We start from the raw sequence: 24243 nt of genomic DNA on the forward strand, positions 1-24243 counted from the left end.
AAGTGGGGATCTCACGATGTCGAACTCGCTATTATCTTTACGTCCGCTTGGCAACACCGGTCTGCTCGTAACACCTCTATGTCTTGGAGCTGCTCCGCTCGGCGATATGCCGGAAACCTTTCAATACGGCACGCCGGAAGAACAAGCATTGGAAACGCTGCGTACAGCCTTTGAAAGCCCGATTAACTTCATAGATACAGCTGCTTCATATGGATTCGGCGAGAGTGAGCGCCGGATCGGCAAGGCGATTCAAGCGAATGGGGGACTTCCGGCAGGTTACGTCTTGGCGACCAAGGCCGACCGCGATTTCACGACAGGCGACTTCAGCGGCGAACAGATCAAACGTTCCGTCGAAGCGAGTCTCAAACACTTGGGGCTTGATCGTCTGCAATACGTTTATATCCACGACCCTGAACACACCACGTTCGAAAATGTCGTGGGATCCGGCGGGCCATTAGAGGTACTGCAGAAGTTTCAAGCGGAGGGCGTCATCGATCACATCGGCATATCCGGCGGGCCGATCGATTTGCTCATCCGTTACGTAGAAACGGGAGCTTTCAGCGCTGTGGAGACCCACAATCGATATACGCTGCTCAATCGTTCTGCCGACCCCTTGCTCGATGTCGCGAGCCGCATGGGCGTCGCCGTCATTAACGCCGCTCCATATGGCAGCGGCATCTTGGCCAAAGGTCCGGAGGCATACGCTCGTTATGCTTATAGCGAAGCATCGCCGATCGTATTGGAAAGAGCGCGTTCGTTCGCCAAGGTGTGTCAAGAATTTAATGTCCCTTTGGCCGCAGCAGCACTTCAATTCTCGCTTCGCGACCCGCGGATCACGAGCACGGTCGTCGGCATGAGTAAGCCGGAGCGGGTACTGCAGACGGTGGAACTCGCGAATTACCCGATTGCTCCTGAACTATGGCCGGCGCTTGAGGCCTTCGGTTATGATACAGAAGATCCTGAAACGAATCGATTTGAATAAATTCACGCTTGCTTCCTTGGCAGGCACAGTCGGGTTTGTTGTGCTCATGCGTGCATTGGCATGGATACTGGGGAAGTTTGAGCTAGCCTTTCGATCATGGGTTTGGGCAGTGTCAATCGCGCTAACCGCCATTCTTGTCATTGCCTTCCTTATAAACGGAAGGCTTGCAAAGTGATTTTGTCAGAAGTTTAAACCAAACCGCATCGGCATGAGGATGCGGTTTTCTTTTTTCGGCTCTGTGATAGATAATGGCAGCTTGAGGTGTCTATTTGTTGTAATCGAAAATCATAGACTATTGGAGGTAACGACATGTCCCCGATTTTGAACCAGATTGGTGCGGTATTCATTCCAGTAAGCAATATTGAGCAAGCGCGAGATTGGTATTGTGATATTCTTGGGCTGCCAGCAGATGGAGAAATTGCTTTCGGCCATATCTATGTGCTGCCCATGCAAGGAACAGGCATTGTACTGGATAGCAAAATTTTCTCGGAAGACAACATCTTTAGAGCGCCTGCATTTCATTTCAATGCGAGCAATATTGAGGAAGCGTTCAGCTACATGAAAGAGAAGAACGTGAACCTGACGACTGGAATTGAGCATAATCACTGGTTTAACTTCAAGGACCCCGATGGCAATCTGCTCATGGTGTGTAAGTGTTAGTAGAATTCATTTCGTGCTTCGTCGTGCGAAAGCCAGCAATCTCCTTCTTCGGGTTATGATGGATAAATCCATCATAGAAGAGAGGTTTTGGGGGAAATCGCATGCTATATTGAAAAAATCCACTCATTTATTCTCGAAATGGGCGAAAAGAGCCCTTTCCGCCAAAAATGAGTGGATAAATCCAACATAGTCGGAAAAACACCTTAATATCTGGATTTTGGATTGGATTAATCCAATATAGCGTGACCGTGACTGTGTTCCATGTTCCACTTTGTTGGAGCTTTTCGACCTCTGGCTCGCGCCTACATACAAAACCCCTGCAGCCTGTGCGTCTGCAGGGGTTTTTGTTAGGCTAGAATACCAGTATTCTAGCCGCATATTCCTGATGCTCAATCATCCGCCGCTTGGCTTCATCGGCTTCTCCCGCAAGAATAAGCTCGAAGATCTCCAGATGATCGCGGTACGAGTTTTGAATCCGATTCGTATCTTTACGCAGCACCTTTAGCGCCAACTGGAACAGTCGGTCCTGCAAATTGTTCATCATTTGCACCATTTCCTCGTTCTCGTATACGAGCGCGAGGCGGCGGTGAAACTCGGAGTCCGCATGCGTGAACGCGAGGTAATCATGCTGCGAGGCGGTTTCTTCCTGTACGCGAAGGTTCTCCCGGAACCAAGCAATCTCTTCCGGAGGCAGCTTGCGATTCGCCAGCTTATGAACGATATAGCCCTCGAGGGCCATGCGAAGATCGAAGAAATCAGCGACGCGCTGCAGCGACAGCCCAGGCAAGCTGAGCCCTTTGTTCGGCTCCATATTGAGCAGCCCTTCGGCAGCGAGCTTCTCCAGCGCAGAACGGATCGGTGTCCGGCTCATCTGCAGCAGATCGACGAGATACTTCTCGGTCAGCTGATCGTTGCTGTTGATCGTTCCTTCAAGAATTAGCGCGCGAAGCTGCTCATACGCTTTCTCTTTCAGCGTTACTGTTGCCATAGCGATTAACCTCTTCTTCTGTAAAATAACGGTCCGTCAGAGCAGCGATGCTCTCGTCCATCCAGAGCTGTTCCAGCGCGATCGTCTCTGCGACCGATGTGGTATAAGGTGTCCATAATTCGAGGATCGCGCTTGCCGCACCTTTTCCATGCCGCGCAATTCCATCCATCAAATAGCCAATATTGAGCTTGCCGGCGCCTGCTGGAGTGCCAAGAATGGCGTAACCCATCTGATGATCGACCCGTTTGATGTCAAAATCTTTAATATGCAGGTTAACGAGATACGGCACAAGCCGATCAATAACCGTATCTGGATTTTCCAGCGCGCCAAAAGAATTGACCGTATCGAGACAGCAGCCGACATGCGGCGATGCCAGGCTTTCAAATAATTGTACCAGCTGCTTTGTTGTATGCATACCATGATTTTCAATAGCAAGCGTGATGCCCGCGGATTCATAAGCAGGCAGTACTTCACGCAGCTGCAGCTCGGCAGCATGCAAATCTGGTGTCGTAATAATGGTCCGAACGATAGGGGAACCGAAGGTGCGAGCAATAGCGAGATAGGCTAGCAAGTTACTCGGCTCAGTGCCTCTCGTACCAACTTCAATAGAAACGCCGTAAGCTTCCGCTGTTTGCTTGATCCGCGCCAGCTCCTCTTCGGATTTCAGATGGAGCGGCAAGTTATCGGCAATTTGCAGCAGACGAAGGCCGCGGCTATGAGTCAGCTGAATCAAGTCTTCTGCTGAAAGCGGATTGTCCGGCGTCTCATAACCGGGAACGCCTACTGACCATGTTAATGTAAACGAGCTAAGTCCGAGTCTCATCGTAAAAGGTCTCCCTTCGCATCGTACTTCGTGATGCTAGAATAGCAGTATTCACGCGGAAGAGCAATAATTATATATGAAATGTATACAATTTGTATTGATCATTTTCGTCCTAGCCGTTATGCTGAAATTATCATCTCTATTAGTTGCGAAGGAGCGGTTATGATGAGCGAAGCAGTGGGGCAAGCGACAATTGCACTTATTGGAGCAGGCGGGAAAATGGGCTGCAGGATTACGGATAACTTGAAGACGGCTGAGTACAGGCTGCTGCTATGTGAACAGTCGGAGAGCGGGATAGCGCGTATTGCCGAGCGGGGGCTGTCGATTACGCCGAATGGGGAAGCGCTCGCGGAAGCGGACTTTGTTATTCTTGCGGTACCTGACGCAATCATTGGACCGTTATCGGAGCTTATTGTACCGAAACTGCGTCCGAATACGACGGTAATCGTGCTCGATCCTGCGGCTGCTTACGCGAACCAGGTGGCGCTGCGCGACGATTGCACGTTCGTCGTGACGCATCCGTGCCATCCCGCCTTGTTCGAGGAGCAGGATTCGCCGGAGGCGCGCAAGGATATGTTCGGCGGCATTGCAGCGAAGCAGGATATCGTCATTGCGCTGCACCAAGGACGCGAGGACCTGTACGATGAGGCGGAGCAGATCTGCATTCGGATGTTTGCGCCTGTTGTAAGCTGCCATCGGATCACAGTGGAGCAGATGGCGCTGCTCGAGCCGGCTGCTGCGGAAGTCGTTGCCGCAGCTGCAGCCTGCATTATGAAGGAAGCGATGGATGAGGTCATTCGGATGGGCGTTCCGGAAGCGGCGGCAAGGTCGTTCATGCTCGGACATATTCAAATCCCGCTCGCGATCGCCTTCAATAACGTCAATCCGTTCTCGGACGCGGCGAAGGTAGCGATCAATTACGGCTACGAGAAAATATTCAAGCCGGATTGGAAGCAAGTATTTACGAAGGAATCGCTCGATGAAGTGCTGCGGCTTATGCTTCATCTGGATGAGAAGCCGGCGGTTCGCCAATAGCTTGAACATACAGAAAGCGGCTGGATAGAAGCGTATGCTTGCATGATTGCATACGCCTCTGATCCAGCCGCTTTCATTTAGCTGCCGCTTCGTCCATCAGGCACTACCCGTTTGTTTGCCCGATATTGCCGCGGTGGTATGCCGATCTCGCGCTTGAACAGCTTGCAGAACTGAGCGTCAGTCGAGAAGCCGGAGCGGCTCGCGATATCGAGCACGGATAGGTCCGTCTTCACGAGCAGCTCGCAGCTGTTCGCAATTCGCTTCGTCAGCACATATTGCTGCGGCGATATGCCGAATTCCTCCTTGAACAGGTGGCGGAACCGGTCATAGCTGTAGCCGAAATTTTCCGCCATGTCGCTAAGGTTCAGCTTCTCATGAAAGTGGTTGTCGATGTAACGCTGGAACGTAACGAGCTTCTTGCCGCCTGTGCGCATCGACCACAGCTCGTGCTTTTGCCTCGAAAGTTCAACCGCCAGCCTGCCTATCATAAAGTCGAGCATGAGGGAGTAGTGCGCCTTCTTGCTCGTGTATTCGTCATAGAGCGATTCGAGCAGGGATAGGATCGTGGAATCCTTATCCTGAAACAGCCCTTCCTCCAGCTCAAGTAATTCTTCTTCACAGGTGAAGCCGACGAAGATTACATCGGTATCTTGTATTCTGCGCTCATCATGCAGCGTCCCCGGGCGAATGAGGCAGAAGCTGCCCGCGCCGAAACGGTACTTTGTGTTGCCGATCTCCGTACTCCCGTTGCCGTTAATATAGTAAACGACCTCAAAACAATGATGGGTATGATGCGAAATATAGGTCTGCTTTCCACGGAGCGACCGGTATAGAAATTCGAACTTTAATCGCATGGATACAATTCCCCTTTGCACAAACGGCGCCAATTCGTATAACATAGTAACCACAACGTATAAAAACGCTTTCTTTTCCAATCATAAGCGATAGCTGGGCATGACGCAATGGGAAGACAGGCTTGATGAATTCCAGTTGACATACCAACTTTCATTCGCTTACTATGTACCTATCAGATAGGTAGCAAGGTGAGGGGGATGGACGCGAACAGATGGGTAAAATACAGAAGATATTAGTGCATGAGCAAGTATCGCAAGAGATTCAAAACTTCATCCAGGAGCATGAGCTTTCAGAGGGAGACAAGCTGCCGTCTGTTGAGGAAATGACGAGAATGTTCGGCGTCGGGCGTTCGTCACTGCGCGAGGCGCTTCGTTATTTGGAAGCGATGGACATCATTGAAGTCCACAACGGCAAAGGGATCTTCGTAAAAGAAGTGAACACGTTCCGCATTACAGGCAAGGTGAAGATCGAGCGGGAGCGTAATTTCCTGCTGAATATCCTTGAGGTGCGCAGAGCGCTGGAGGGGCAAGCTGTCGTTCTAGCTTCCAAGCGGATTACGAGCAAGCAGATCAAGGAAGTCGAAGAATGTCTGGAAGAGTACCGCATTCTGAAGGAAGCGAATAAAGATACGTCCCAGATCGATTTGATGTTCCATCTCCATATTATTAAAGCGGCGAAGAACCCGATTTTGGAGACGGTATTGGACTCGATCTCCGGCTTGTATGAGAAGTTCTTCAATGAACCGCTTGGCGACAAGGCGTTGTTTGATGAGACGTATCCGTTCCATCATACAATGTTCGCGGGCATTGCGGCACATGACACGAAAGTCGCGATGGAAGAGTTCGATAAGTTGATGGACTGCATCGAGGCGAAAATCAAAAGCGTAAAATAATGAAGCCGTGTAAACAGAATTCGCATTTTTTCTTATTGACACTGTAAAGCGCTTTCAACTATAATCAACCTATCAGACAGGATGACTGGCTGACACACTGTTAGCATCTGCTTGCTGCAGGGGGAATTTTTTTAGAAAGAGTTGTACAAATATTCAGAAATGAAAGACGAATTAAGTTCCAAGATTAGCGTGTAATTCATTACACATTAATCGCCAAAGAGTTCCCAGTCTCATTGATCACCAAATTGAATGTGGAGGGTTTCTAATGGGGGTAACTAAGAAGTCGAAGTATTTGTATCTCGGTCTCGCTACGACAGTGATGGCAGGCATGCTATCCGCTTGCGGCGGCAACAGCAATGATTCTTCTAATTCCGGAAACACGAACAATGCAGCGCAAAGCAACAACGCAGGCAGCACGCAAGAGAAGGTTAATCTTCGCATGATTGAGAGCTTGACGAGCCCGGCCCGTACGGAGCTGCTGAAAGCATCGATCAAACGCTTCGAGGATGCGAACCCGAATATTACGGTTGAGCTGATCTCGCCACCTTTCGACCAAGCGGACAATAAGATCCGTACGATGCTTGGCGCAGGCGAAGACCTTGATGTACTTGAAGTGCGCGACCTGACAATCAATGAAGACGTTACGAACGGATATGTTGAAAACCTGGAGCCTTATGCGTCCAAATGGGCGGATTATGCTACGGTTTCTCAAGCAGCGAAGACAGTAGCCTCGATCGCTGATAAGCCGTACTTCATCGCAAACGGCATGTACGAGCGTCAAATGTTCTACCGTAAAGACTGGTTCGACGCAGCCGGCCTTGCCGCTCCGAAAACATGGGAAGATGTTTACAACGCAGGCAAGAAGCTGACAGATCCAAGCAAGAACCATTACGGTTTCTCGTTCCGCGGCGGCCCTGGAGGCAATGGTTATGTTGATGCCATCGCGCAAAGCTACAACGGCACGAACTTGGACGAAGCCGACGGCCACTTCCTGAAGGACGGTAAAACATCGATCTATGGAACGCCTGAAGCGAAAGCGGCGCTTGAGCTTTACCAGAAAATCTTCAAAGACACAGCGCCTGCCGATTCCATCAACTGGGGCTTCGCAGAGCAAGTACAAGCGTTTACTTCCGGCGTAACGGCTATGCTGATGCAAGATCCGGACGTTATCGGCGTTCTGAATGAGAAAATGGAAAAAGGAACTTGGGCTTCCACATTCCTGCCTGTAGGTCCTACTGGCAAAACGTTCTATGGCATTGGCGCAGCTGGCTGGGGCATGACTTCCTTCTCGAAGCATAAAGACGAAGCTTGGAAGCTGATCGAATTCTTGTCGAGCCCTGCAGAGAACACGGCGTTCTGTAAAGCGTTCGGCTTGCTGCCGATCCACTCCTCCGCATCGGAAGATCCGGTCTTCCAAGAAGGTCCGTATGCGACATTGCTTGAAATGAACACGAAGCCGGAAGATTATATTCCGCTTAAACCGAACTACAGCTACACGGAAATCGGCGACTGGGGCGATGTTGTCATGAAGAACACGCAAGCTTGGCTCCTCGGCCAAGCATCACTCGACGATACGCTCAAAATCTTGGATAAATACTGGCAAGACCAGAAAGCGAAACTTGCGAAGTAATGCTAGTGGTGATGGGTGGCTCCGCTGCCCATCACTTTTTTAATAAGGGGGGGTTAAAATTTATGGAAACGAATGTTAAGGCTGGTTCGACGGAGAACAAAGCGAAGAAATCCAGATTTTCGTCACAGCTATGGTTTATCTGGCTCTGTTTGCTCCCTGTTATTGTTCTGGTTCTAACCTTTACTTATTATCCCGTTGTTCGCGGTATAACGCTCGCGTTTCAAGATTACAATCTGATGCATGTGAAGAACGTCAAGTTTATCGGGTTCGATAACTTTAAAACGATCTTCCATGATAACCAATTTATTTTGGCGTTGAAGAACAGCTTGAAGTGGGTGTTCTACTCCTTAATCGCACAATTCATTCTTGGTTTCATTCTCGCACTCGTATTGAATAAGCCTTTCAAAGGCAGGGGCATTTACCAAGGTTTGGTTTTCTATTCCTGGGCACTTTCCGGTTTTCTCATCGGTTTGATTTTCAAATGGCTGTACAATTCCCAAATCGGCGTAATTAACGATCTATTACTTCGCGCAGGAATTATTAAAACGCGTATCGGATTCTTGTCCGATCCGCATTGGGCGATGTTCTCCGTAATCAGCGCAAATGTATGGTACGGTATAGCATTTTTCGCGATTATGCTGCTTGCTGCATTGCAATCGATACCTGGCGAATTGTTCGAGGCTGCCGATATCGACGGAGCGGGATGGCTGCGTAAATTGTTTAACGTTATCATTCCTTATATCATGCCTACAATCATAACTACGACTTTGCTTCGAGTGATTTGGATTTTCAGCGACCCTACGCTGATTTACTCTATGACGAACGGCGGGCCGGCTGGACTGACCAATATCGTATCTTCATTCATGCTCTCTAAAGTGTTTGGAAACGGCGAATATGGTCTTGGTTCGGCAGTGGGCATTGTGATGATGATCATGCTGATGCTCTACACGATCTTCTACCTGTTTGCGACAAAATCGGAGAAAGCGGGGGACTTCTAATATGCAGAAGAAGCTGCTGGTAAGTGCTAAAGTGGTATACTTGGCGCTTCATGCTGTCGTGATGTTGTTTCCTCTGTATTGGATCATCATTACTTCCTTGAAACCGCAGAAACAAATTTTCAGCTCGCCGATTCATTATTGGCCGGAGACGTTAACATTCGACAACTATAAGAAGCTGTTCGAGTTCTCTAACTTCGGTGTTTACATCTTCAACAGCTTGCTCGTATCGATCGCCGCGGCAGCTTGCGTTATCGCGATTTCCATCTTGAGCGGTTATGTACTCGCACGGTTTAAGTTCAAAGGCCACAAGCATATTATGTTCGGGTTCTTCCTGACACAAATGCTGCCGGGAATCGGCGCGCTCATCGTGCTTTATAAAATGATGTCGAGCATGCATTTAACGAATCATCTCGCATCGCTCGTGCTTATCTATACGGTCGGAAGCATCCCGTTCTCGACGATTATGCTTAGAGGGTTCTTCCAGCGTATTCCTTCGAGCCTAGAGGCAGCTGCAATGATCGACGGCTGTTCTCGAATAACTGCATTATTCCGCGTCATTATTCCGGTCATGCTGCCTGGTATCGCAGCAACGTTCATATTTGCTTTCGTGAACAACTGGAATGAGCTGATCATGGCCGTTATGTTTATTGACAGCGAAGCGAGCAAGACGCTTCCGGTTGCGATGAATTCGTTCGTTATGAAGTTTGATATCGACTGGGGCGCGATGTCGGCGGGCACTGTTCTGTCCGTTATCCCTACAATTATCGTATTTGCGATCGCGCAGCGCTTTATCGTAGAAGGACTGACACAAGGCGCAGAAAAAGGTTAAACATACAATCGATTCCGGCGATATCAAGGAGAGCCACGATAATGACGAAACTTACTTTGGAGCAGATGTACACGGCGATTTCGCATGATGAGTTCGATGATCGCCACTACGGCGCCATTCAAATTCCAATCTACCAGAACAGCCTGTTTGCATTCGATACGTATCCACAATTCGAGCATGCTTTTGAGCAAGAGCTCGGCAGCCATATTTACTCGCGCGGCAACAATCCCACTGTCGAATTTCTGGAAGGGAAGCTTGCGTTGCTGGAAGGCGCGGATGCCGCTCGCTGCTTTGCATCGGGGATGGCCGCGATCAGCGCGGCGATCTTCTCATCGGTGAAAGCAGGAGACCATATCGTTTGCGTCAGCAATGCGTATGGTCCCGCAAGACATGTCATGGGCGAATACTTGAAGCGTTTCGGCGTGGAAACGACTTTTGTGGAGGGCAGTAGGCACGAAGCGGTTCAAGCGGCGGTCCGCCCGAATACGAAGCTCATTTATTTGGAAAGTCCAAGTTCACAAATGTTTGAACTAATCGACTTGGAGGCGTGCGCGAAGCTTGCAAAGGGGATCGGAGCACGCACGATCATTGATAACACGTGGGCGACGCCAATCTTCCAGAACCCGCTCGAGTTCGGCATTGATCTTGTCGTTCATTCGATTACGAAGTATATCTCGGGCCACAGCGATGCGCTCGGCGGGGTCGTCATGGGCGCGAATGAGTTGATGAAGCCGCTTAGCCGCGATGAATACATGCTCTTCGGCGGCATTATGACGGCGCATACCGCAGCGCTTGTTCTTCGCGGCTTGCGTACGCTGCCTGTACGCATGGAACGCTGCCAAGCGAGCGGGCTGAAGGTTGCGAGCTGGCTTGAAACGAGTCCATTCGTGGAACGGGTATATCACCCGGGACTGCCTTCGCATCCGCAGCATGATTTGGCGAAGAAGCAGCTGAAAGGGTACAGCAGCCTGTTCTCCTTTGAGAGCAAGCAGCCGATCGAGCGACTTAAAGCATGGGCATCGAAGCTGAAGCTGTTTAAAATTGCGGTCAGCTGGGGCGGCTACGAGAGTCTTGTGACCGTTGGCCGCAATACCAGCGTTAGCGGTGAGGTCAAGTCGGTTGTGCGCATCTATGTCGGGCTGGAGAGTCCGGACGATCTAATTCGCGATATGCAGGATACTTGGCAGGAAGTGACAGCAACCAGTTCTGTAGATCGTGTATAGCGAGACTTGTTCTTTCTTTCAAAAAAAATCGGAAAGCAAGTGTGGGAAAACAGGTAACTGCTCCCGCGCTCGTTTTCCGATTTTTTTTGTCTTCGCCCGTAGACAATGACTTTTGAACTAGTGAAGTGAAAGAGTCCCGCTTGCGACTAGAAATGCAGGCAGATAGTGGAAATTCAGCCGCTCAGCTGCTTTTTTTTATGCGATTTTAGCCCTATGGATGAGTTCTCTGAATTTAGTAATTGAAGTATATTCGTGATTTACATATAATGGCGATAGGAAGTCGAAATGCCACATAAAGTGGGGAAAAATGGAGAAGTGATCGGGCCTAACAGCCCGTTGTGCAGCAGCTTATCAGAGGGAGTCACAGGCGCTATGGATTACATCTTGTTTGTTATTGGATCAACTTTTGAGTATTTTGGCATGTTTCTGTTTTTGTTTGCTTTGTTTAGGTTCGGACTCTATTTCCGCCTTATCATGTATGTTGTCATCGTTTCAGTGCTTATGAGTCAAGTTTCCTATTTCACACGTCTTGATCCTTCGGTAGGGGATTTATCTACATACATACAGTTTGTATTGTTCGTTATCGTGCTATGGGTGTTGTTCCAAGTGCCGATTTTCCATTCAATCGTCATGAATTTTGCCGGATTGGCTGGAGGACTCGCTATTCAAGGGGTCATCATTCTTCTGACGAACATGGTGGGAGGTTTGTCGCTTGACTCAATTCAAGATAGCAGACCGATTCTTACTTCATTACAGTTCGTTACGTTTCTTGCCCAGATTGGCATAGCTAGGGCAGTTTACATTATGAACTGGGGGTTCGACTTTGTGCCTACCTCTCGCAGAAGTTATGTGAGAATTAACAGGACAAGCGCTATATTGCTGGCTATCATTGCAAGTTGCATTGTTGTGGCTGCAGCACTCGCATTCGTATTCCGCAACGACTACAACGATTATGTGTTATATGCAAGCGTCGTATTTCTATGCACTCTTCCGGTATTCCTCTATTTCTCCCTTCGGAAAGATGTTGAGGATGCTGCTTAATCTTATTGTGAACCAGGACTTTCGTACCTGAGGGGAGGTGAACAGCTATGAAGAAGATTATGTATCGGGGTATCGCTGCAATCATTGTTAGCCTTGCCTCGTTATTCGTACTCACAGGATCTTATTATTTTATATACAAACCGGAAATTCCGGCTGAGCTTAGAAAGTAATGTGTGAGTATAATAAATCATCTTCTAAGCAGTGATATGTGTATTGCGTTGAGAACACGGCACCTAGAAACATATCCATTGAAAGCTGTACCTCTCGGCGAGGTACAGTTTTTATTTTTATTGGTCATGAAAGTGAAGGTTGACGAGGAAGAAGCCGATCTAATACGATACGTATAGACAAAAGTTGTAAGCGATTACGAAGGGGTAGCAAGCACTAGCAGGACTTGCGGCAGATAACAATCAGAACGGCAGATAAGATGAGCTATTTAAACGTGGAAGGGATGCGTATCATGTTGACTCCAACTTCATCTTCATTGTCATCTTCATCGCAAGCGCCGTTGCAAACGAAACTGAAGGCTGTACGCCGCGCAGAACCGCCCAGCTGGGCAACGAAGCAGAGGCAACTGATCGAGCTGCTTAACGCGTCTGCTAAGCAGTTTATTGCTCGTTATACGAGGCCGGACGGGACGCTGATCTGGCGAGGGGATTGGCCGGGAATGGACGGCTCTGACGACCCGTATGAAGGTTTTATGAACCTGGCGCTGCTATATGCGCTGGGCGGCGATGATACGCTGCACGAGTCGTCTCGCCGAATCTGGGAAGGGATTACGTGGCAGTGGACGGAGTACGGGCAAATTCACCGCGAATTCGATGCGTATTATGACTGGATGCATCACGGCGAAGGCTATCTGTACTTCTATTTCCTTGGACTTGCTGGTCCAGCAACGCTGAAAGACCGTCAGAGGGCGGTACGATTCGCGCACATGTATACAGGGGATGACCCCGAAGCTCTCAATTATGATACCGAGAAGAAGCTCATTCGTTCGCCGCTGACCGGCAGCAAGGGCCCTCGGTTCGTTACAACAGGCGAGGACTGGTCCACACACCGCGGCATTCTGGACAACTATCTGGCGCCGTTTGAGGACGTGCCAGGCGTCGACTTCGCATCGCGTAAGTGCAAATGGAGCGACGACACGATCTACAGCCATCTGCTGGCGATGATGAACGAGCGGATGAATCGCGGCGATGTGCCGCTGAACTTGAATGCGACAGGACTTGTCGCGAATGCCTATATGCATACCGCGAACGAGAAGTACAGCCAGTGGGTGCTGGATTATCTGGCTGCATGGAGCGAGCGCGCGGAACGGAGCGGCGGCATTATTCCGGACAATATCGGCCTAAGCGGCGAAATTGGCGAGTACAATGATGGCAAATGGTGGGGCGGCTACTACGGCTACCGCTGGCCGCACGGCTTCACAACGATCATCGAGCCGATTACGAATGCGGCGATGAACGCCGTGCTGCTCACAGGAGATATGGAGCAGCTTCGTCTTGCACGGCAGCAGCTTGATCTGAACTGGTCGCTGCGCAAGGAAGTTGAAGGCGAGTGGAAGGTGCCGCAGAAGCATTTTGACGCCGGCTGGACCGACTACCGCGATGCCTCGGCGAAATATCCGATCTATCTCTGGATTGCCTCGATGGCGGACGAAGACCTCGAGCGTATTCATCGCGTGCCGAAGAACTATGACTGGAATGAGATCCATATTCCAACTATGTCCGGCGGCGGCTCCAAGCATTACATTATGAACACCGAGCCGTGGTTCCAGTACATTACGGGCGAGCTGCCGGACTATCCGGACCTCATCCTTGATGCGAACTTTAGGCTTATCCATAACCAGCTGCAGCGAATGGACTCTGACATGGGCAATCCGGCACTCTGGTCGGATAATTACAATGACGATGACTTCTCCAGCATTCACATCTGGCAGGAGCTGTGCCCGGTCTACATGGAGAGCCTCGTCCAGCTGACGTTCGGCGCTCCGATGCATATTTCGCACGGCGGCTTCCAGCATGGGCGCTTCCGCTATTTCGATGCCGACCGCAGACGTGTCGGCCTGCCGCAAGATACGGCGGCGCTTGTCGAGCAGCTGGGCGACCGCTCGGCGGTGCTGCAGCTGGTGAACACATCGCCGTTCGAGACGCGCACGGTCGTCGTGCAGGGCGGCACATTCGGTGAGCATCGCATCGACAAGGTGATCGTGCTGGACGAAGATGATCGTGAAGGCGGCAGCGAGGTGCAGGTGGACAGCAAATGGCTGCAAATCGAGCTGCTTCCAGCCGCATCGATCCGGCTTGAGGTCTTGATGTCGCGCTACGTGAACAAGCCGACTTATGACGGCCCTTGGTCGCAGCAAGCCGGTGAGGGGCTGCTTCGCGGCAGAACGGAAACGGAATAGCATCCGCATCCGTTCGCATCCTGAAGGAAGATCGGCATGTCTGTACTTGTCCGTTGTTGTGGTATAATGTGGCTATTCGTAATCCGAAATATGCTGGAGGGTACTAACAATGAACGTGACGATTATTCACGCCGAGATGACACAGGATAAAGAGAAAGGCTACAGCGGCAGCGTGCAATTCGAGGTGGAAGGCCATAAGCAGCCATACGAAATTACGCTGCAATTGACGAGCATTCGCGGCACAACATGGGATTACAGCTTGCGCTTCGCGAAAGAATCAGGCTCGGAGGAACAGATCGATGCGGTGGAGAAGGCAATCGAGGAGGACGATGATTTGTTCGATCTCTTGATTGATGCCGCTGCTGCCACATTGCCAGATTTGCCAGAAGACGAGGAGGCGTAAAAGGTGATAGGAATGGACTTAAGCGGCCGTACGGCACTGGTTACCGGTGCCACAGGCGAGCTCGGAAGAGTGATGGTGCGGACACTTGCTGCATGCGGTGCGAACGTCGTCATCCATTACAACAGCAATGAAGCGAAGGCGGAGGCGCTGAAGTCGGAGATTGAATCAACAGGCAGACGCGCGCTGATCGTACAAGCAGATATTACGAATGAGCAATCAATCAATGCCATGAGAGATAAGGTTACAGCAGAGCTCGGCCATGTCGATATCGTTGTGGCGAATGCCGTGGTCCAATATAAGTGGACGTCTGTCCTTGAGCAGCCGGCAGAGGATTATGTCAGTCAGTTCGAGTCCTGCGTGCTGCAGAGCGTCTTCCTGGCGAAGGCGTTCATCCCGGCCATGATCGAGAAGGGCGCTGGCCGCTTGATCGGCATCAATACGGAATGCGCGATGCAGAATTTCCCAACCCAATCGGCGTATGTCGCTGGCAAGCGGGGCATGGATGGCGTATACCGCATCCTTGCTAAGGAAGTCGGCGAGCATCAAATTACGGTGAACCAGATTGCGCCAGGCTGGACCATCTCCGAGCGCGATCGTGCGAACGGCACGGAGAGAAGCGAAGGCTACGAGGCAAGCGTTGCATTGAAGCGTCGCGGTACAGACCAGGAAATCGCGAATGCAGTCGCGTTCCTCGCATCCGATCTGTCCAGCTTCATCACAGGCGCCTACATCCCGGTTTGCGGCGGCAACGTCATGCCAACGATCTAACAGCCATCATGCATGTTATTTGAACAAAAGAAATGAAGAAGAGAAGAAGTGAAGAAGAGAAGAGGGCTATCCTTGCCACTAGCTGGAAGGCCCTCTTCTTTTTTGTTATTTTTTCATGCCTATTCCATAATTAGTGAAATGGCTGGTGAACAGCCTCTTTTTGCATGAGTATTCGATCATGCTCGTTATTTCTCTCGTTTGCTTCGTTTGCAAATGGAGCGGATTTTGAAGTACGATTACGCATTAGTATGGTACCGTAGCTTAGCCTGCCATGATCGGGCTTGCGGGCATTCGCATTGCGCTGCTGGTCCCAAACGGATTGTAAGTGCCGCGATGATCGTGCTAGGCATTGGCCTGATCGGGATTGGCGGTTAAAGCATCATAGCGGGATAGGAGACGATGTGAATCAAATTGACAGAGAAAATGCTTGCAAGCGGCGGAAAAAGGCTGTGAATTTTTTTGTAATAATTTTTAACTTTATTAATTAATTAAGTTTTGCAATTATATAACTATAGCGTTAACGATAGCGCTTCCCAAATTCAATGTAGAGGTGAATGTTATGCGTTTTTACTTAATCGGTGCCGGTGTTATCAACCGCACACACGCAGAAGCCATTTATAAGCTGGAAGATCAATCGCAGGTCGAAATTAAAGTTGCCGACCCGAACCCGGCTGCACTAAGCAGCTTCGCAGAGCAATTCCCGCAAGCGGTTACTTTCACGGATGCCAAGGAAATGCTGAGCGAAGAGCCGCAAGCAGATGACATCGTTATCGTCGGTACGCCTCCGTTCACGCACTTCCCATTGTCCAAGATGGCGCTGGAATCGGGCCGTCACACGCTTTGCGAGAAGCCGCTTGTCATGAACCGTGAAGAAGCAGAAGCGCTGCTTGAAGTGGCCAAAGCGAACAATCGCATGCTGGGCTGCTGCTCCGTACGTTTCCTGCAAGTTCCGAAGACAGAGCAAGTGAAGGATATCTTGAACTCCGGCGAGCTTGGCGATGTGTACAAAATTTCGTTCGTCTTCCGCGGTCAACGCGGTCGTCCAGGCGTGGAATGGCAGCCGCAAAGCCGTTGGTTCTTGGATAAATCCAAGGCAGCGGGCGGTATCGTGATGGACTGGGGGCCATATGACTTCTCTATTCTGAATGACCTGCTTCAGCCAGAAAGCATTGAAGTTGCAGCTGCTTGGGTAGCAAAGCCGGAAACGGAAGCCGATCCGACGGATGTTGTCTATGACATCGAAGGCGCTGTTGGCGCGATGCTGAAATTCCAGCAAGCGAACGGCAAATCGGTATGGGTACAATACGAGCGTGCTTCCTGTACGCATGGCGAGCCGTACTTTACGGTTGAGATCGAAGGTACTCGCGGCGCCGTGAAATGGTCCCCTTACTTCGAGACAGACCAAGTGTTGGTCAAGTCCGATAAGAACGGTGAAGTCGTTACGAAAGAAGAAACGATTGCTTACCCAGGTTCAATCGGTTACATGGATCACCCGGTTCACTTCTTCGCGCAGAAGGTAAAAGGCCAGCAGTCGCCGGCAATCGTGAACGAGCAAGCGATATTCAACTTCCTGTGCTTGCAATCCATCTATGACAGTGCGCTTGGTCAGAAGCCGGTAGTGCTGAAGAAGTAGCATTTCTTGAAGCGAGATCGAGATAGGAAAGGGGTACGCGTCGATGATTACGAGCAAAGGATTTTCCACTGGCTTGTACGGATACCAGGTTGAATATTGGAGAGACGGCAAAGACCCGTCGATGGAAGAAATTTTCCGCACTTGTGCCGAAGCAGGCATGAATGCGCTTGAGATTGACCCGACGCCGGAGCTGCTTAGCTTGGCGAAGCAATTCGGGCTTGCTGTATCGGGCAGCTACGTTGGCCTTCAGCTTCACGAGCCGTTCGAATCGCTGAATATCGAAGAGACGGTGCTGCCTGTGGCGAAGCGAGTGGCGGAAGCGGGCGGAACGGATCTCGTGATCAATGCCGATCCGAAGGGCGGCTGGGATGCGCCGGAGCTGAAGACGGATGAGGAGTTCAAGCAGCAAGGCGTGAACTTGACTCGCATTGCGGAAGCTGTGCGTGAGCTCGGACTGAAAGTGAGCATGCATAACCATGCTTCTGACAAGCATAACGCGGAAGGCGATCTTCGTTCGGTCATCGATTATGCAAGCGCAGAAGTCGGTCTCTGTGTCGATACCGGTTGGGCGCACGTAGCAGGCATGAATCCGGTGGATATGCTGAAGGCTTATCCTGAGCGGATCTATGCGTTTCACTTCCGCAACCAATTCGGCAAAGTACCGAGCGAGGATTTGTCTGTCGGCGAAGTCGACATGAAAGAGCTTCTTGAAGTTGCATCCGAAATCGGCTATAACGGCTGGCTGACGTTCGAGCTTCTGCATGAGGAAGCGACGAACGCGAAGCAGACGCTGGCTGAAGCGACTGCATCTTCGATCGCTTTCCTGAGCGAATCCATGAAGGAGCTTGGCTAATGGAGCTGCAGGACAAGCACCAATTGAGAAATCCATTCCTCTCGGATGCTGAGACGGAAGCTGGTATTGATATGCTCCTTAGCGAGATGACATTGCAGGAGAAGATTGGCCAGCTGACGCAGCTTGGCACGTTCGACGAAGAGTCCGACATGGAGCTGGTTGAAGAAGGCATGGTCGGATCGCTGCTCGGCGTTCGCGGTGCAGACAATGTCAACGCGATCCAGCGCGCAGCGGTGGAACAATCGCGTCTTGGCATTCCGCTGCTGTTTGCGGACGATGTCATTCACGGCTACCGTTCGACATTCCCGATTCCGCTAGCCGAAGCAAGCAGCTGGAATCCGGAGCTGCTCGAGGAGACGGCGGCTATTGCAGCACGCGAAGCTTCGTCCGACGGCATTAACTGGATCCTCGCGCCGATGGTCGATATCGCGCGTGATGCGAGATGGGGCCGGATTGCGGAAGGCGCAGGCGAGGACCCGTACCTCGGTTCCGTTGTTGCAGCTGCTCGTGTTAGAGGCATTCAGCGCAATGACTGGACGGATCGTCCGCATATTATGGCGTGCCCGAAGCATTTTGCCGCATATGGCTTGGCTGAAGGCGGAAGAGACTACAACACGGTCGATATCTCGGAGACGCGGATGCGCGAGACGTACTTCCCGCCGTTCCAAGCGGCGCTTGATGCCGGAGCGGGTACGATGATGGCGGCGTTTAACGAAATAAACGGCGTTCCGGCTTCGGCGAACCGCTGGCTGCTGAAGGACGTCCTGCAAGGCGAGTGGGGCTTCCAAGGCTTTGTCGTCAGCGATTGGGAATCGGTCGATGAAATCGTGCAGCACGGCTTTGCAGCTGACCGCGAGCAAGCAGGCGCTGAAGCGATGAATGCGGGCATGCATATGGATATGCACTCGCTCATCTACCACGAGCACCTGGCGAATCTGCTGGAGAAAGGCGAAGTATCGCTAGACGCAATCGATGATGCGGTGCGACGCATTTTGCGAGTGAAGTATCGCCTTGGCTTGTTCACGCATCCTTATCAAGACAATACGCTGGCGAGCACATATATGCTGAACCCGGCGCATCTGGAAACTGCACGCGAAATGGCTCGCCAATCGATCGTGCTGCTGAAGAACGAGGGCAGCTTGCTGCCAATCGCACCGTCCGTACGCAAGCTCGCGGTTATCGGTCCGCTCGCGGAGGATGTGGAAGCGCAGCTTGGCTGCTGGCGAGGACAAGGCAGACCGGAGGATGTCGTCTCCGTGCTGGCGGGTATAAGGTCGCTTGCGGAAGCGCAGGGGGCGGAAGTGGTCTATGCAGCAGGGAGCAGCATCCGTGAAGCTGGCGATACGTCCGAGCTTGCACGCGCAGTTCGTCTGGCTGCGGAGAGTGAGCTAGCGATCGTTGTGCTCGGCGAGTCGGCCGACATGAGCGGCGAGAACAACAGCCGCGTGTCGCTCGATATTCCGGAGCCGCAGATGGAGCTGCTTCAGGCCGTGCATGCAACAGGAGTGCCAGTTGTACTGGTGCTTTCTAATGGACGTCCGCTCACCATCGAATGGGCTGCCGCGAAAATTCCGGCGATCGTAAACGCATGGCATCTTGGCGTTCAAGCAGGACCGGCTTTGGCTGATGTGCTGTTTGGCGCAGCGAATCCAAGCGGCAAGCTGCCGGTGACATTCCCGAGACATGCCGGTCAAGTGCCGATTTATTACAACGCGAAGAAGACAGGCCGCCCGCATATGAAGCGTTATGCGGATGCCGACATTACACCGCTGTATACATTCGGTCATGGTCTGAGCTATACCAGCTTCAGCTACGAGGAGCTTCAGCTTGAGCAGACAGTCGCGAAGCTAGGCGAATCCGTTACGGTATCTGCGCGGATTAGCAATACGGGCGATCGTGACGGTGTCGAGATCGTTCAGCTGTACATTTGCGATGAGGCGGCAAGCGTGACGAGACCGGTGAAGGAGCTGAAGGGCTTCAGCCGTATCACGCTTAAAGCTGGAGAGAGCCGTACAGTCACGTTTACGCTCGGCACGAAGAAGCTTGGCTTTATTAATAGCAAGCATCAGTTTGTCGTGGAACCAGGAAAATTCAAAGTGTGGATCGGTCCAAGCAGCGCAGAAGGTTTGGAAGGCTCGTTCGAAATCATCGGCTAGGCAGAGTGAGGGGGTGGTGAAAGCTTCGTCTTCAAGGGGCTTTCACTGCCTTTTATCGAATCGTTTCACCTATTTCCAGTTTTTTGTTGCCTAATAAGGCAAAATTGCATGGGCAGAAATAATATATTATAAATAAATGGAAAAATACTCATGGTATATTGATATGGATAGTATGAGGAATATTCTGGAATGACTCTGGCTGAAGGGTTTCGTCTTCCTTTCTTTTATTATATCAGGCTGCTCCAAGACAGGCATAGGTTATCCGTGAAAATGCTTGAAAACCCTTCTCTTGAAGGGATTCGACGACAAGTGAGTTAGAGGGTGATGGTTATTTTGAAAACAGCGACTCAAATACAATCATATATTACATAAAAATATTTTTAAAACACTAGAAAATTTGATGACATACACTTATGATTTCTTGTATTTGAAATTAATTATATATGTAATTTACTAGGTATAATAAAATAAACAATAGAGTAAAAAGAGATGCAGAGCACGGCGACAAGTATGCCATTGCTCTGTATTTTTGTATGACAGAGTCCGCATAATGGGCCTAATTGGCCAAAATATGTGTGTATTATCTAGGAGTAGTTTCCCGCTGCAGCGCTAGTCAAGATAGCAAAAGTATGCGAATTTACCAACTGAGGCCTTTATTGACGACTTTTACTGAGTTGCTTTATACTTCTCACTAAGAAAATTCTAGCACGCTGTCAAGTTAACCCGATTGTCAGATGGAAATAGGATAAGACATGAAAGGTAGGAGTGATTTCCGTGGTTACGATTAAGGATATTGCCAGAAAAGCGGGGGTCTCGATCTCGACGGTATCTTGCGCGCTTAACGGCAGCCCGAAGGTGACATCCAAGACTGCGGCCAAAATTCATGCTGTTGCCAAGGAACTGAATTATGTTCCAAATGCTGCTGCAAGATCACTCAAAACGAGGGAAACGAAGATAATCGGCATTTTCCTTAGCGATTTTAGCGGTGCATTCTATGGCGATCTTCTGCAAGGCACGAAGGAAACGCTGACGAAGAAGGGTTACGATCTCGTCGTATGCAGCGGCAAGAAGTCTCATTCGATGCTGCCGGAGGGCATAATTGACGGAGCTATTATACTAGACGTGTCATTTGATAGCGAAGAGATTGTGCGATATGCAGATAGGGGGCATAAGCTTGTTGTCCTTGATCGCGAGATCGCGCATTCGAATATCAACCAGGTCCTGCTCGACAACAAAGCGGGCGCCACTTTAGCGATGGAGTACCTGATCGAGGAAGGTCATCGGACAATCTACGCGGTCACAGGACCGGCAAGCTCGTATGATTCCAAGCAGCGGCTGCGCGCGGTGATGCAAGTCGCTGAGCGGACGGCCGATGTGAAGCTGATCGTGATTGAAGGTGACTTCGAGAAGACGGGAGGCAAGCTCGCTGCCGAGCAAGTCATGGCAGATCTTCGCGAAGAGTCTGCGGCCGTGTTCTGCTTTAACGATGAGATGGCGATCGGGATCATTAATTACATAGCCGAGAGCTATCCGGATACAAGGATTGGGCAGCAGCTGCATATTATTGGGTTCGATAATACGGAGCTGGCGTCGTATACGCATCCGCGACTGACAACGATCAATTATTCCAAGCGCAAGTGGGGCGAGCTTGCTGCCGAACAGCTGATTAAACTGATCAACGGCGATACGGTGGATAATGAGCGGATCTATGTAACGCTGTTGCAGGGCAATTCGGTTAGAAAGGCCACATAGTTCAGATGGCGGGGAATGTGCTCCCCGCTTACTGTGCTTGGGCAAGGTGAAGCGGCGAGAGATTATGAGAACGGTTCCAAATTTCCAAAAAAGAATATTGCATTCAGTGATACCATGGTGTAATATTCCTCTATAGAAACGTTTCGATAACGTGTTTGGAATGGAATTCGGGGAAAACGGCGATTTTGGGTTAATTTTTCTACGTTTCCTTGTATTTCTGGGACAAAATGATATGAAATGCTTGCAAAAATCGAAACGTTTCGATTTTTGCAAGCATTTCACTAGTCCATCTGAGCTATAGGTCTAGAAATATGAAATTGTAAACGCAATCTATGAGTCAGAGGAAATCTTACTAGCGGAGGTGGGCTATGTGCAAAGAGTTATGCTGCATAGTGGAAATGTACTGCGGGAGCTGCTGAAGAACAAAGTTCTGTTCCTGATGCTTTTGCCCGTTGTCGTATACTTTATCGTTTTTCATTATCTGGTCATGCCAGGGGCGTATGTAGCGTTTGTAGATTTCAATATTAGAAAAGGCATCTTCGGCAGCAAATTTATTGGGCTGGACAATTTTCAATTTCTAATCAAGAACGGCGATCTTTGGAACATCACCAAGAATACCTTGCTTTACAACTTTGTTTTTCTCGCGCTGGGCAACGTGGTGCAAATCGTATTTGCCGTCATGCTTGCTGAAGTGTCCGGCAAATGGTTCAAGAAGATTACGCAGTCCGTCCTTCTGCTGCCGTACTTCATATCGATGGTCATCGTCGGCGTGTTTGCGTACAACATGTTCAGCTACGATTCCGGTTTTATCAATACCGTGCTGACCTCACTTGGATTCGAGCGCTATGAATTCTATTCGAATCCTGACATTTGGAAATACATCATTGTCGCATTCAAGATTTGGGCCGGAACCGGTTACGGCATGATTGTCTACTTGGCAACCATTACAGGCATCAGCCATGATCTCTACGAAGCGGCCTATATGGATGGAGCGAGCAAATGGCAGCGAATCCGGTACATGACCCTACCCATGTTGAAGCCGACATTCATTCTTCTTCTGCTGTTCGGTCTTGGCGGCATTCTTAAAGGCTCGTTCGACCTGTTCTACAATCTGATCGGTACAAACTCGGTGCTTTATCCGCAAACAGATATCATTGATACCTATGTCTTCCGCAGCTTGGTTGGACAATTCAACTTCTCTATGGGTGCTGCTGTCGGCTTCTATCAGTCTTTGTTCGGCTTGCTCCTCGTGTTAACGGTCAATTTAATTGTTCGCAAAGTCGAACCGGATAGCGCTCTATTCTAGGAGGGAGTAAAGACAATGGAAGTTAAAACTGTAGGAAAAGATGATTTTAGCGGCTTATTGATTAAAGCCATCAGTTATATATGCATTACCTGCTTTGCACTGGCTTGCCTGTTTCCTTTCGTCCTGATGATTTCTTCCTCCTTCATGAATGAGCAAGAGATTGTTAGAGAAGGCTATAAGCTTATTCCGCATCAATTTTCCATAAAAGCGTATGAATTGCTGCTTCATAATTCGTCTACGCTGTCCAAAGCTTACGGCGTCACGATCTTCATCACCGTTCTTGGAACTGCAGCGGGTCTCTTGATGATGTCGATGGCCGGGTACGTGTTAAACCGAAAGGACTTTAAATATCGTCACTTCTTCTCCTTCCTGATTTATTTCACGACGTTGTTCGCGGGAGGTCTGATTCCGAGCTATATTTTGATGGTCAAATATTTGCACCTGAAGGATAGCTTGTTCGCGATGATTCTGCCGGGCGTTGTCGGCGCTTGGTCCATCTTCCTCATGCGGAATTTCATGAAGTCGATTCCGGACTCCTTGTATGAATCGGCGACGATCGACGGTGCAGGCGACTTCCGTATCTACTGGCAGATTTTTATGCCGCTGGCGATTCCGGCGCTCGCAACGATCGGCCTATTCTCGGCACTCGGCTTCTGGAACGAATGGTACAACGGCATGCTGTACATCCAGTCGCCTGATAAATTTCCTTTGCAATACGTCTTGCAGCGCATGATCAGCCAGACCAACGTACAAGCGCTGATCAATCAAGGCGCAGTTATCAATACGGCGGAATTGCCGTCGCAATCCATTAAGATGGCTACCGCGGTATTAGCAACAGGGCCGATCATTCTGCTGTATCCGTTCGCTCAGCGTTATTTTGTATCCGGTCTGACTGTCGGCGCTGTAAAAGGGTAATAGGCGGGGGAATAAATGTTCCTCGGCTACATCCAGAGGAGCATCTATTATATAGGAAGCTTTAGCAAGGCAACCACAACAGGAGGGGAAAAGA

General features: G+C 50.2%; 22 protein-coding genes. 19 read left to right on the plus strand and 3 right to left on the minus strand.

Annotation, left to right across the window (positions count from 1 at the left end):
* Nucleotides 1-16: 16 nt before the first annotated feature.
* Together A8990_RS21270 and A8990_RS21280 are read left to right on the plus strand one after the other, a co-directional pair.
* A complete protein-coding gene (locus A8990_RS21270; protein WP_116191066.1) occupies nucleotides 17-982 on the plus strand; it encodes an aldo/keto reductase in 966 nt (321 codons plus the stop codon).
* A 309-nt stretch (nucleotides 983-1291) separates the two neighbouring features.
* Nucleotides 1292-1642, plus strand: coding sequence for a VOC family protein (locus A8990_RS21280; RefSeq protein WP_116191068.1), 351 nt, complete (start codon nucleotides 1292-1294; stop codon nucleotides 1640-1642).
* Nucleotides 1643-1994: 352 nt separating this feature from the next.
* Here the strand turns inward: A8990_RS21280 and A8990_RS21285 are convergent, their stop codons facing one another.
* Nucleotides 1995-2630, minus strand: a complete 636-nt coding sequence (locus tag A8990_RS21285; RefSeq protein WP_116191069.1) for a GntR family transcriptional regulator — start codon at nucleotides 2628-2630, stop codon at nucleotides 1995-1997.
* Nucleotides 2596-3453, minus strand: coding sequence for a sugar phosphate isomerase/epimerase family protein (locus A8990_RS21290; RefSeq protein WP_116191070.1), 858 nt, complete (start codon nucleotides 3451-3453; stop codon nucleotides 2596-2598). Before A8990_RS21290 ends, A8990_RS21285 begins: the two co-directional genes overlap by 35 nt.
* Before the next feature lie 165 nt (nucleotides 3454-3618).
* Here A8990_RS21290 and A8990_RS21295 point away from each other — a divergent pair, with 165 nt between their 5' ends.
* The gene (locus A8990_RS21295; protein WP_245996137.1) at nucleotides 3619-4488 is read left to right on the plus strand and encodes a phosphogluconate dehydrogenase C-terminal domain-containing protein; all 870 of its coding nucleotides are present in this window, start codon (nucleotides 3619-3621) and stop codon (nucleotides 4486-4488) included.
* Nucleotides 4489-4565: 77 nt separating this feature from the next.
* Here A8990_RS21295 and A8990_RS21300 read toward each other — a convergent pair whose 3' ends face one another.
* Nucleotides 4566-5342: an AraC family transcriptional regulator gene (locus A8990_RS21300; protein WP_181909699.1), complete on the minus strand. Its 777-nt coding sequence runs from the start codon at nucleotides 5340-5342 to the stop codon at nucleotides 4566-4568.
* 212 nt (nucleotides 5343-5554) lie between these two features.
* Between A8990_RS21300 and A8990_RS21305 the strand changes: the two genes are divergently transcribed.
* The 16 genes from A8990_RS21305 to A8990_RS21380 all read left to right on the plus strand — a co-directional run bounded on the left by A8990_RS21305 (nucleotide 5555) and on the right by A8990_RS21380 (nucleotide 24149).
* Nucleotides 5555-6235, plus strand: a complete 681-nt coding sequence (locus A8990_RS21305; RefSeq protein ID WP_116191072.1) for a FadR/GntR family transcriptional regulator — start codon at nucleotides 5555-5557, stop codon at nucleotides 6233-6235.
* Between the two features lie 265 nt (nucleotides 6236-6500).
* Nucleotides 6501-7865, plus strand: coding sequence for an ABC transporter substrate-binding protein (locus A8990_RS21310; RefSeq protein ID WP_116191073.1), 1365 nt, complete (start codon nucleotides 6501-6503; stop codon nucleotides 7863-7865).
* Nucleotides 7866-7927: 62 nt separating this feature from the next.
* A complete protein-coding gene (locus A8990_RS21315; protein ID WP_116191074.1) occupies nucleotides 7928-8863 on the plus strand; it encodes a carbohydrate ABC transporter permease in 936 nt (311 codons plus the stop codon).
* Nucleotide 8864: 1 nt separating this feature from the next.
* Nucleotides 8865-9692: a carbohydrate ABC transporter permease gene (locus A8990_RS21320; RefSeq protein WP_116191075.1), complete on the plus strand. Its 828-nt coding sequence runs from the start codon at nucleotides 8865-8867 to the stop codon at nucleotides 9690-9692.
* Nucleotides 9693-9733: 41 nt separating this feature from the next.
* Nucleotides 9734-10915, plus strand: coding sequence for a trans-sulfuration enzyme family protein (locus tag A8990_RS21325; RefSeq protein ID WP_116191076.1), 1182 nt, complete (start codon nucleotides 9734-9736; stop codon nucleotides 10913-10915).
* Nucleotides 10916-11200: 285 nt separating this feature from the next.
* Nucleotides 11201-11956 (plus strand): hypothetical protein, encoded by a 756-nt coding sequence (locus A8990_RS21330; protein WP_147306843.1) that lies wholly within the window; start codon nucleotides 11201-11203, stop codon nucleotides 11954-11956.
* Nucleotides 11957-12003: 47 nt separating this feature from the next.
* Complete coding sequence (locus tag A8990_RS21335) at nucleotides 12004-12126, plus strand: AgrD family cyclic lactone autoinducer peptide (RefSeq protein WP_116191078.1); 123 nt, start codon at nucleotides 12004-12006, stop codon at nucleotides 12124-12126.
* 290 nt (nucleotides 12127-12416) lie between these two features.
* Nucleotides 12417-14363 carry a DUF8034 domain-containing protein gene (locus tag A8990_RS21340; protein WP_116191079.1) on the plus strand — a complete coding sequence of 649 codons (1947 nt, stop codon included), beginning with the start codon at nucleotides 12417-12419 and terminating at the stop codon, nucleotides 14361-14363.
* A gap of 109 nt (nucleotides 14364-14472) precedes the next feature.
* Nucleotides 14473-14766: a hypothetical protein gene (locus A8990_RS21345; RefSeq protein WP_116191080.1), complete on the plus strand. Its 294-nt coding sequence runs from the start codon at nucleotides 14473-14475 to the stop codon at nucleotides 14764-14766.
* Nucleotides 14767-14778: 12 nt separating this feature from the next.
* Nucleotides 14779-15534 carry an SDR family NAD(P)-dependent oxidoreductase gene (locus A8990_RS21350; protein ID WP_425463923.1) on the plus strand — a complete coding sequence of 252 codons (756 nt, stop codon included), beginning with the start codon at nucleotides 14779-14781 and terminating at the stop codon, nucleotides 15532-15534.
* 559 nt (nucleotides 15535-16093) lie between these two features.
* Nucleotides 16094-17167, plus strand: a complete 1074-nt coding sequence (locus tag A8990_RS21355; protein WP_116191081.1) for a Gfo/Idh/MocA family protein — start codon at nucleotides 16094-16096, stop codon at nucleotides 17165-17167.
* A gap of 43 nt (nucleotides 17168-17210) precedes the next feature.
* Nucleotides 17211-18020: a sugar phosphate isomerase/epimerase family protein gene (locus A8990_RS21360; protein WP_116191082.1), complete on the plus strand. Its 810-nt coding sequence runs from the start codon at nucleotides 17211-17213 to the stop codon at nucleotides 18018-18020.
* Nucleotides 18020-20176: a glycoside hydrolase family 3 N-terminal domain-containing protein gene (locus A8990_RS21365; RefSeq protein WP_116191083.1), complete on the plus strand. Its 2157-nt coding sequence runs from the start codon at nucleotides 18020-18022 to the stop codon at nucleotides 20174-20176. Before A8990_RS21360 ends, A8990_RS21365 begins: the two co-directional genes overlap by 1 nt.
* Nucleotides 20177-20950: 774 nt before the next feature.
* Nucleotides 20951-21928 (plus strand): LacI family DNA-binding transcriptional regulator, encoded by a 978-nt coding sequence (locus A8990_RS21370; RefSeq protein ID WP_116191084.1) that lies wholly within the window; start codon nucleotides 20951-20953, stop codon nucleotides 21926-21928.
* 370 nt (nucleotides 21929-22298) lie between these two features.
* Complete coding sequence (locus A8990_RS21375) at nucleotides 22299-23234, plus strand: ABC transporter permease (protein ID WP_245996138.1); 936 nt, start codon at nucleotides 22299-22301, stop codon at nucleotides 23232-23234.
* Between the two features lie 15 nt (nucleotides 23235-23249).
* Complete coding sequence (locus A8990_RS21380; protein ID WP_116191085.1) at nucleotides 23250-24149, plus strand: carbohydrate ABC transporter permease; 900 nt, start codon at nucleotides 23250-23252, stop codon at nucleotides 24147-24149.
* Nucleotides 24150-24243 lie beyond the last annotated feature (94 nt).

The sequence above is a fragment of the Paenibacillus taihuensis genome, from assembly GCF_003386535.1.
GTDB lineage: Bacteria > Bacillota > Bacilli > Paenibacillales > Paenibacillaceae > Paenibacillus_Z > Paenibacillus_Z taihuensis.

Bases quoted from the DNA above. Each gene is read 5' to 3' on its own strand.
- A8990_RS21270 (WP_116191066.1), top strand. From the start codon at position 17: ATGTCGAACTCGCTATTATCTTTACGTCCGCTTGGCAACACCGGTCTG.
- A8990_RS21280 (WP_116191068.1), top strand. From the start codon at position 1,292: ATGTCCCCGATTTTGAACCAGATTGGTGCGGTATTCATTCCAGTAAGC.
- A8990_RS21285 (WP_116191069.1), bottom strand. From the start codon at position 2,630: ATGGCAACAGTAACGCTGAAAGAGAAAGCGTATGAGCAGCTTCGCGCG.
- A8990_RS21290 (WP_116191070.1), bottom strand. From the start codon at position 3,453: ATGAGACTCGGACTTAGCTCGTTTACATTAACATGGTCAGTAGGCGTT.
- A8990_RS21295 (WP_245996137.1), top strand. From the start codon at position 3,619: ATGAGCGAAGCAGTGGGGCAAGCGACAATTGCACTTATTGGAGCAGGC.
- A8990_RS21300 (WP_181909699.1), bottom strand. From the start codon at position 5,342: ATGCGATTAAAGTTCGAATTTCTATACCGGTCGCTCCGTGGAAAGCAG.
- A8990_RS21305 (WP_116191072.1), top strand. From the start codon at position 5,555: ATGGGTAAAATACAGAAGATATTAGTGCATGAGCAAGTATCGCAAGAG.
- A8990_RS21310 (WP_116191073.1), top strand. From the start codon at position 6,501: ATGGGGGTAACTAAGAAGTCGAAGTATTTGTATCTCGGTCTCGCTACG.
- A8990_RS21315 (WP_116191074.1), top strand. From the start codon at position 7,928: ATGGAAACGAATGTTAAGGCTGGTTCGACGGAGAACAAAGCGAAGAAA.
- A8990_RS21320 (WP_116191075.1), top strand. From the start codon at position 8,865: ATGCAGAAGAAGCTGCTGGTAAGTGCTAAAGTGGTATACTTGGCGCTT.
- A8990_RS21325 (WP_116191076.1), top strand. From the start codon at position 9,734: ATGACGAAACTTACTTTGGAGCAGATGTACACGGCGATTTCGCATGAT.
- A8990_RS21330 (WP_147306843.1), top strand. From the start codon at position 11,201: ATGCCACATAAAGTGGGGAAAAATGGAGAAGTGATCGGGCCTAACAGC.
- A8990_RS21335 (WP_116191078.1), top strand. From the start codon at position 12,004: ATGAAGAAGATTATGTATCGGGGTATCGCTGCAATCATTGTTAGCCTT.
- A8990_RS21340 (WP_116191079.1), top strand. From the start codon at position 12,417: ATGTTGACTCCAACTTCATCTTCATTGTCATCTTCATCGCAAGCGCCG.
- A8990_RS21345 (WP_116191080.1), top strand. From the start codon at position 14,473: ATGAACGTGACGATTATTCACGCCGAGATGACACAGGATAAAGAGAAA.
- A8990_RS21350 (WP_425463923.1), top strand. From the start codon at position 14,779: ATGGACTTAAGCGGCCGTACGGCACTGGTTACCGGTGCCACAGGCGAG.
- A8990_RS21355 (WP_116191081.1), top strand. From the start codon at position 16,094: ATGCGTTTTTACTTAATCGGTGCCGGTGTTATCAACCGCACACACGCA.
- A8990_RS21360 (WP_116191082.1), top strand. From the start codon at position 17,211: ATGATTACGAGCAAAGGATTTTCCACTGGCTTGTACGGATACCAGGTT.
- A8990_RS21365 (WP_116191083.1), top strand. From the start codon at position 18,020: ATGGAGCTGCAGGACAAGCACCAATTGAGAAATCCATTCCTCTCGGAT.
- A8990_RS21380 (WP_116191085.1), top strand. From the start codon at position 23,250: ATGGAAGTTAAAACTGTAGGAAAAGATGATTTTAGCGGCTTATTGATT.